The sequence below is a fragment of the Streptomyces sp. NPDC058534 genome, from assembly GCF_042717365.1.
Taxonomy (GTDB): domain Bacteria; phylum Actinomycetota; class Actinomycetes; order Streptomycetales; family Streptomycetaceae; genus Streptomyces.
Genome location: NZ_JBHXNW010000016.1, coordinates 79,885 through 85,889 on the forward strand (window position 1 = coordinate 79,885; position 6,005 = coordinate 85,889).

General features: G+C 71.7%; 6 protein-coding genes and 1 pseudogene. 1 reads left to right on the top strand and 6 read right to left on the bottom strand.

Annotated elements, in window-relative coordinates; genetic code table 11:
• Positions 1-5 precede the first annotated feature (5 nt).
• From ACFWR9_RS12880 to ACFWR9_RS12905, 6 genes and pseudogenes are all read right to left on the bottom strand, one after another.
• Positions 6-1,010 (bottom strand): nucleoside triphosphate pyrophosphohydrolase, encoded by a 1,005-nt coding sequence (locus ACFWR9_RS12880; protein WP_383839933.1) that lies wholly within the window; start codon positions 1,008-1,010, stop codon positions 6-8.
• Between the two features lie 48 nt (positions 1,011-1,058).
• Positions 1,059-1,706 (bottom strand): SurA N-terminal domain-containing protein, encoded by a 648-nt coding sequence (locus tag ACFWR9_RS12885; protein ID WP_383839936.1) that lies wholly within the window; start codon positions 1,704-1,706, stop codon positions 1,059-1,061.
• A 199-nt stretch (positions 1,707-1,905) separates the two neighbouring features.
• On the bottom strand, positions 1,906-3,396 hold the full coding sequence (gene pkaE, locus ACFWR9_RS12890; protein ID WP_383840062.1) for a serine/threonine protein kinase PkaE: 1,491 nt from the start codon (positions 3,394-3,396) through the stop codon (positions 1,906-1,908).
• 53 nt (positions 3,397-3,449) lie between these two features.
• Positions 3,450-4,058 (bottom strand): hypothetical protein, encoded by a 609-nt coding sequence (locus ACFWR9_RS12895; RefSeq protein WP_383839939.1) that lies wholly within the window; start codon positions 4,056-4,058, stop codon positions 3,450-3,452.
• Between the two features lie 123 nt (positions 4,059-4,181).
• On the bottom strand, positions 4,182-4,955 hold the full coding sequence (locus ACFWR9_RS12900; RefSeq protein WP_383839942.1) for an HNH endonuclease family protein: 774 nt from the start codon (positions 4,953-4,955) through the stop codon (positions 4,182-4,184).
• Positions 4,956-5,006: 51 nt separating this feature from the next.
• Positions 5,007-5,574, bottom strand: a pseudogene (locus tag ACFWR9_RS12905) (DUF1524 domain-containing protein); the annotation flags it as partial.
• Positions 5,575-5,711: 137 nt separating this feature from the next.
• Between ACFWR9_RS12905 and ACFWR9_RS12910 the strand changes: the two are divergent.
• Positions 5,712-5,912: an antitoxin gene (locus ACFWR9_RS12910; protein WP_383839945.1), complete on the top strand. Its 201-nt coding sequence runs from the start codon at positions 5,712-5,714 to the stop codon at positions 5,910-5,912.
• Positions 5,913-6,005: the final 93 nt, after the last annotated feature.

Below are 6,005 nucleotides of genomic sequence, written 5' to 3' on the forward strand. Positions count from 1 at the left end.
CGGCCTCAGCCCCCGCTCCCCTCGACCTCCCTGATCGCGTCCCGGTACGCGCGGGCCGCCGCTCTCAGGGCGGCTTCCGGGTCCGTGCCCTCGGCCTCGGCGCGGGAGGCCATGGCGAGGAGTTCGTAGCCGATGCCCTCGCCGGAGGGGAGGGGGACCTGGAGGCCGGCCTGGCGGACGCGGGACGCGAGCTTGGCGGCGAGGGCGAGGCCGGGCTGGCCGAGCGGTACGCCCTCGGTGACCGAGCTGCGCTGCTTCTCGGCTGCCTTGGTGCGCAGCCAGTGCTCCCGGACGTCCTCCGGGGTGGCGGCCGTCTCGTCGCCGAAGACGTGGGGGTGCCGGTGGATCAGCTTGGCCACGATGGTGCCGGCGACGTCGTCGACGGAGAAGGGCGCGTCCGGGTCCTCCTCGGCGATGCGGGCGTGGAAGACGACCTGGAGGAGTACGTCGCCCAGTTCCTCGCGGAGTTCGTCGCGGTCGCCGTCCTCGATCGCCTCGACGAGTTCGTAGGCCTCCTCGATGGCGTACTTGGCGAGGCCCTCGTGGGTGCGCTGGGAGGACCAGGGGCATTCGAGGCGGATGCGGTCCATGACCTGGACGAGGTCGAGGAGGCGGGCGCCGGGGAGGTCGTAGGAGGCGGGGAGCAGTTCCAGCTCGGGCATCCGGACCCGGCCGGAGCCGGCGAGGCGGGACAGTCCGTCGGTGAGCGCGGGGTCGCCCTCGCCGGTCGCCACGACCACCGCGGTGCGGCCGCCGACGCAGGCGTCGACCAGTTCCTCGGCGGTCGGGGCCGCTTCGTCGACCCGTATCCCCGCCTCGCGCAGGTAGGGCAGCTGGGGGTGGGCTCCGTCGGCGCACAGCACGTGGTCGGCGGTGCGCAGGGCCTGCCAGGCGGGCCAGGAGAGCAGGCCGGGGGCGACGCGGTGGCTGGTGGTGAGCAGGACGATGCGGCCCGGGTCGGCGGTGGTCGCGTCGGCGGTGGTTGCGTTCACTCCCCGAACGTAACGCATGCCTCGGACGGCCCCCCGAGTTGTCCACAGGGGGCCTGCGCAGGACCGTTACGCCGTCTGCGGGCTCCCGGCGGGGGTGATCTCCCGCACCCACGGCGTCTCGGCGTTGACGCGGCTGCTCTTCCGGACGTCCCAGGCGCCGTAGCGCGGGTTGAGGTCGACGTCGAGCTTGGCGGAGGCCTTGGACAGGGCCTGCCAGAACTCGGGGCGGCTGGTGTCGGTGCCGAGGCTTTCGGCGAGCTTCTGGGCCTCCAGCTGGAGGCGGAGGTTGTCGTCGAGGCGCTCGGGGGCGACGCCGTACTGCTGGAGCCAGGCCGTCTCCAGCTGCTTCGGGCCGCCGGCCTGCTCCTCCAGGCCCGCGCGCATCGCCTGCGCTTCCTTGCGGCTGACGGTCACACCGGCGTCCTGGGCGGCGCGGTGCAGCACCTGGTCCAGGACCATGCCGTGCAGGGTGTCGCGGGTGAGGGTGCCGGTCCGGGCGACGACCTGCTGGTACTGGGTGTCGTCCGGGACGGCGGCCCGCTGCGCCGCGCGTACCTCGTCGACGCGGTTCTCCAGCTGGGAGACGGTGATGCGCTGGTCACCGACGACTGCCGCCGCGCCCGGATGCGCGTCGTTGCCGCAGGCGGCGAGCAGGGGTGCCACGGCGGCGATCGCGGCGGTGAGGAGGAGCGCGGGACGACGGCGGCGGTGCAAGGAAACCTCCCGTTGGAGATTGCAATAGACAGGTGCGGCGCAAGGCGCCTCCACCAGGGGTGGTGGTCGGGCGACGGGCGGGCGCACAAAGTCTTGCGATGATCGATGGTAGGCAGTGGCCCGGCTCTGGCCAACCCATTGGACCAACGATTCACCAGGACTTCGGGCACCGCCTCGCCCCCGCGCGGGGTGGCGGTCGTCAGCCGCGCATCCGGCCCAGCCACTGGAGCGTCCGCCGGACGTCGGAGGCGAGCGGGTGGCCCGGGCCGTGGCGGCGCTCCACGTCGTGCAGCAGCCGGGCCAGTGTGTCGTGGGCGGCGGGGCGGTCGCCGAGGGCGAGCAGCAGGTGGCCGACGCGGCGGCGGACGTCGTGGGCGAGGTCGGGGTCGCCGGCGACGTACTGGTTCTCGTAGTACGGGAGCAGCGCGCGGTACTCGGCCAGGGCGGCGGCCGGTTCGCCGAGCTGTTCCAGGCACTGGGCGGCGTCGTAGCGGTGGCGCAGGGACTGCGGGTCGGCCTGGCCGGCCTCGGCGGCGCGTTCGTCGGCGAGGCGGCGCAGTTCGGGCAGGGCGCGCCGGTACTGGCCGTCGTCCATGAGGGTGGCCGCGTACTGCTTGCGCAGGGTGCGGACGACCGGGGAGCGTTCGCCGTGCTGTTCGGCGGCGGTGGGCAGGATGGCGCCGAGGATGTCGACGGCCTGGGTGATGCGGCCCTCGCCGAGGAGGCGTTTGACCTCGTCGACGGCGCGGGCGACGTCCGGCTTGCCGGCCTCGGCGGTGGGCGGGACGGGGGCCGGCTGCGGTGCGGGGGTGCGGGCGCGGTCGGGCCAGGGGGCGTGCGGGCGTACGAAGGGGCGGGTGGGGTCCAGGGCGTGGCCGGTGGGCACGCCGCGGGCGGGGAGCAGCAGCGCCAGGTGCTCGTAGACCTCCTGGGCGGAGTCGGGGCGGTGCTGCGGGTCCTTGGCGAGCAGGCGCAGGACGAGGGCTTCGAGGGCCTCGGGGACCTCGGGGCGGACGCGGCGCACGGGCAGCGGCGGTTCGTACAGGTGGCGGTGGAGCACGCCGAGCGCGGTGGAGCCGGCGAACGGCACGTCGCCGCTGAGCAGTTCGTGGAGCACGACGCCGAGTGCGTACAGGTCGGTGTACGGGCCGACGGCGCCGCCCATGGCCTGCTCGGGCGACATGTAGGCGGGCGAGCCGATGGGGGTGCCGGTGTGGGTGAGGCGGGTGGTGTCGGCGTCCATGACGGAGGCGACGCCGAGGTCGAGCACGGTGACGGTGCCGTCCTGCTTCACCATGACGTTGCGCGGTTTGAGGTCGCGGTGGACGATCGGCACGGCGTGCACGGCGCTCAGTACGGCGCACAGCTGGGCGGCCACCGCGACCGCCCACTGCCACGGGTACGGCTCGTGTTCGGCGAGGTGGTCGGCGAGGTCGGCGCCGTCGACGTACTGCATGACGAGGAACAGCTCCTCGCCCTCGCTGCCCGCGTCGTGCACCGTGACCAGGCCGGGGTGGTCGACCTGTGCGGTGACGCGGCACTCGCGGACGAACCGGCGGCGCAGTTCGTCGGCCTCCTGCCCGGCCACCTTGTCGGGGCGCAGCAGCTTGACGGCCACGCGCCGGTCGAGCCGGCGGTCGTACGCCGTCCAGACCTGGCCCATGCCGCCCTGTCCGATGAGCTTGGACAGCTCGTAGCGGTCGGCGACGACGCTTCCTGTCGTCCCGGTCGCTTTCCGCCCGGTCACGTTCCGCCCTGGTGGCCGGCGCCGCCGTTGCCGTCGTGGCGGCGCAGGTAGTCGCTGAGTTCGTCGAGTTCGGCGCGGACCTGGTCGATGCGGGCGGGCGGGGGTGGTGCCTGCCGCGGGGGCGGTGGGGCGGTCTGCGGCGGGGGCGGTGGGGCGGTCTGCGGCGGGGCGGTCTGCGGCACGGTGGTGGCCGTGTACGGCGAGGAGGGCTGCTGCGGGTAGCCGTAGCCGGGGGTCGGGGTCGGGGCGTAGCCGCCGTACCGCTGCTGCTGGAAGTGGCGCACGTCGGCCGCGATGTAGTAGGCGATCACGGCCACGAGTGTGATGAGCAGCAGCGCGAGTCCGGTGTAGCCGCCAGGGGTGTGGATCTCGTCGCCCGGCTCGGTCCCGATCAGCACGACGCTGAGGATGTCGATGGCCAGGACCGCCACGAACAGGCCCCAGTCCACGGACCTGCGGGTGACGATCGCCAGGCGCAGCAGCATCACGCAGGTCAGGAAGCCGCAGCTGAGGACCGACAGGGTCACGAACAGCACGCGCAGGGAGACCAGATACCCGGATGAGGGTGGCTGCTTCACCGGCTGCGCGTAGCCGTGGCCGTGCATGGCTGCTCCTGGTACCTGGAACGGGCGGATGTCGCGTCGAGCGTATAGGCCGACACCGACAGGCGGCCCCGGGTTGTACCGAACCGTTGTCGACCTGATCACTCCGGCTGACCTCGGGTGGTATCAGCCGCCGCACTGGCGGAGCATCGCCTCTCGGTCGGGCGCGGTCACCGCCAATTCGTACTTGGCGGCGACCTGGGCGAAGCGGACCGCGTACGAGCAACGGATCACCTTGTTCGGCGGCAGCCAGGACGCCGGACCGGAGTCGCGCTTGGCGGAGTTGGTGGAGCCCGAGACCGGCAGAAGGTTCAGCACGTCGTTGGCCAGCCGCTGGCGCTTCTCCTTGCTCCAGCGTGCGGCGCCCATCTGCCAGGCGTACGACAACGGCACCACGTGGTCTATCTGCACCTCGGTGGCCTTCGATTTTTTCCAGGCGATGTTCTTGCCGGTGTACGGGTCGTACAAGTCCATCGAGACGACCACGCAGTCGGAACCGGCACGGAACCGAACGTCCTGCCCGTGCAGTTTCAACGAATCGTTCCGTGTGTCACAGCCGTTTCGCGCCAGCGGCACACCATCCGCCGTGTCCATCCACGCGTAGCCGAACTCGTCGCGGTCGTATCCCGTCCTCGGCCCTCGCCCCTTGGTCAGCAGCTTGGAGATCAGCTCACGCGCTGTCGCCTCGTCCTTCTCGGACGAGATCGGGGCCAGCCCCGGCTTCGTTCCGTCGGCGTCGGCCAAGGGGCTGGCTCCGTACTCGGCGGACGCTGACGAGCCACCGCCTGATGAACCGCTCTCGCCTGAGAGTCCGCCTCCCGTACAGCCCGCCAGGACCGTCCCGACAACCAGTACAGCGCCGGCATGCAGCACGCCGCTCGTGAGACACCGCCTGGACATGTGGCCACCCCGCCCCTGAAACACATCACCGTGAGACATCTACACAGCCAACATAAGGTCGTTGGCCAGTTGTTCGCGCTTGATCTCCGTCCATCGCGAGGAGCCCATCTGCCAGCTGTAGGACAGCGGCACGACGTGGTCGATCTGGACCTCGCTCGCCTCCTGCTTGCGCCAATCGATGGTCGTACCGGTGTAGGGGTCGTCGAGGGTCATCGCGACGACCACGCAGTCGGAGCCGGACCGGAAGCGGACCTCCTGGCCGTCGCGCTTGAGGAGGTCGTGTGTCGCAGCCGTTGCGGGCGAGCGGGACGCCGTCGGCGGAGTCCATCCAGGCGTAGCCGAACTCGTCGCGGTCGTATCCGGTCCTGGGGCCGCGGCCTTTGGTCCTGAGGGCGTCGATGAGCTTCCGGGCCGTCGCCTCGGGGCTGTCGCCGGTGACCGGGGCGAGGCCGGGGCCGGTGCCGTCCGGGTTGCGCAGCGGGCTGACGGCCGGGGCGGCGGCGCCGCTGTCCGAGGGGGAGGCCGGGTCGCCCTCCAGGCCCTCGCATCCGCTGACCAGGGTCAGTGCGAGGGCCGCGCTCGCGGCCCGTCCGGTACGGGTTCTGCTGTGCCGCGCCATGCGCGCCCCTCCCCCGACTCGATCGCCGGTATCACCGTAGCGGCGGAGAGGTCCAGACCATAGAGGGCTTTATTGGGCATGTCGGACATATCTGTCGTACCTTCGACAGAGAGTCACGTCTCGGAAGGAGCTGCTGCATGGGCATCCTCGACAAGGTCAAGAGCATGGCCGGCAAGGACAAGGACAGGTCAAGGAAAATGTCCGACGCCGCCGAGCGCCAGGTCAACGAGCGGACCGGCGGCAAGCACGAGAAGCAGGTCGACGCCGCGCAGCAGCGGGCCGAGGGCAAGCTCGGCTTCGGGCGCGAGCGGGGCGGCGACCGGCCGGAGCAGCAGTAGCCGCTCCGCACGTCCACAACCTGTCTCTTTTACACATCACCGATCCCACGAGACGTTATGGAATCCGGTCTCTTATAAAAAAATCGCAGCCCA

What these genes read in the sequence shown, in the direction of transcription:
- ACFWR9_RS12880 (WP_383839933.1), bottom strand. Translation starts at nt 1,010, where the DNA reads ATGCGTTACGTTCGGGGAGTGAACGCAACCACCGCCGACGCGACCACC.
- ACFWR9_RS12895 (WP_383839939.1), bottom strand. Translation starts at nt 4,058, where the DNA reads ATGCACGGCCACGGCTACGCGCAGCCGGTGAAGCAGCCACCCTCATCC.
- ACFWR9_RS12900 (WP_383839942.1), bottom strand. Translation starts at nt 4,955, where the DNA reads ATGTCCAGGCGGTGTCTCACGAGCGGCGTGCTGCATGCCGGCGCTGTA.
- ACFWR9_RS12910 (WP_383839945.1), top strand. Translation starts at nt 5,712, where the DNA reads ATGGGCATCCTCGACAAGGTCAAGAGCATGGCCGGCAAGGACAAGGAC.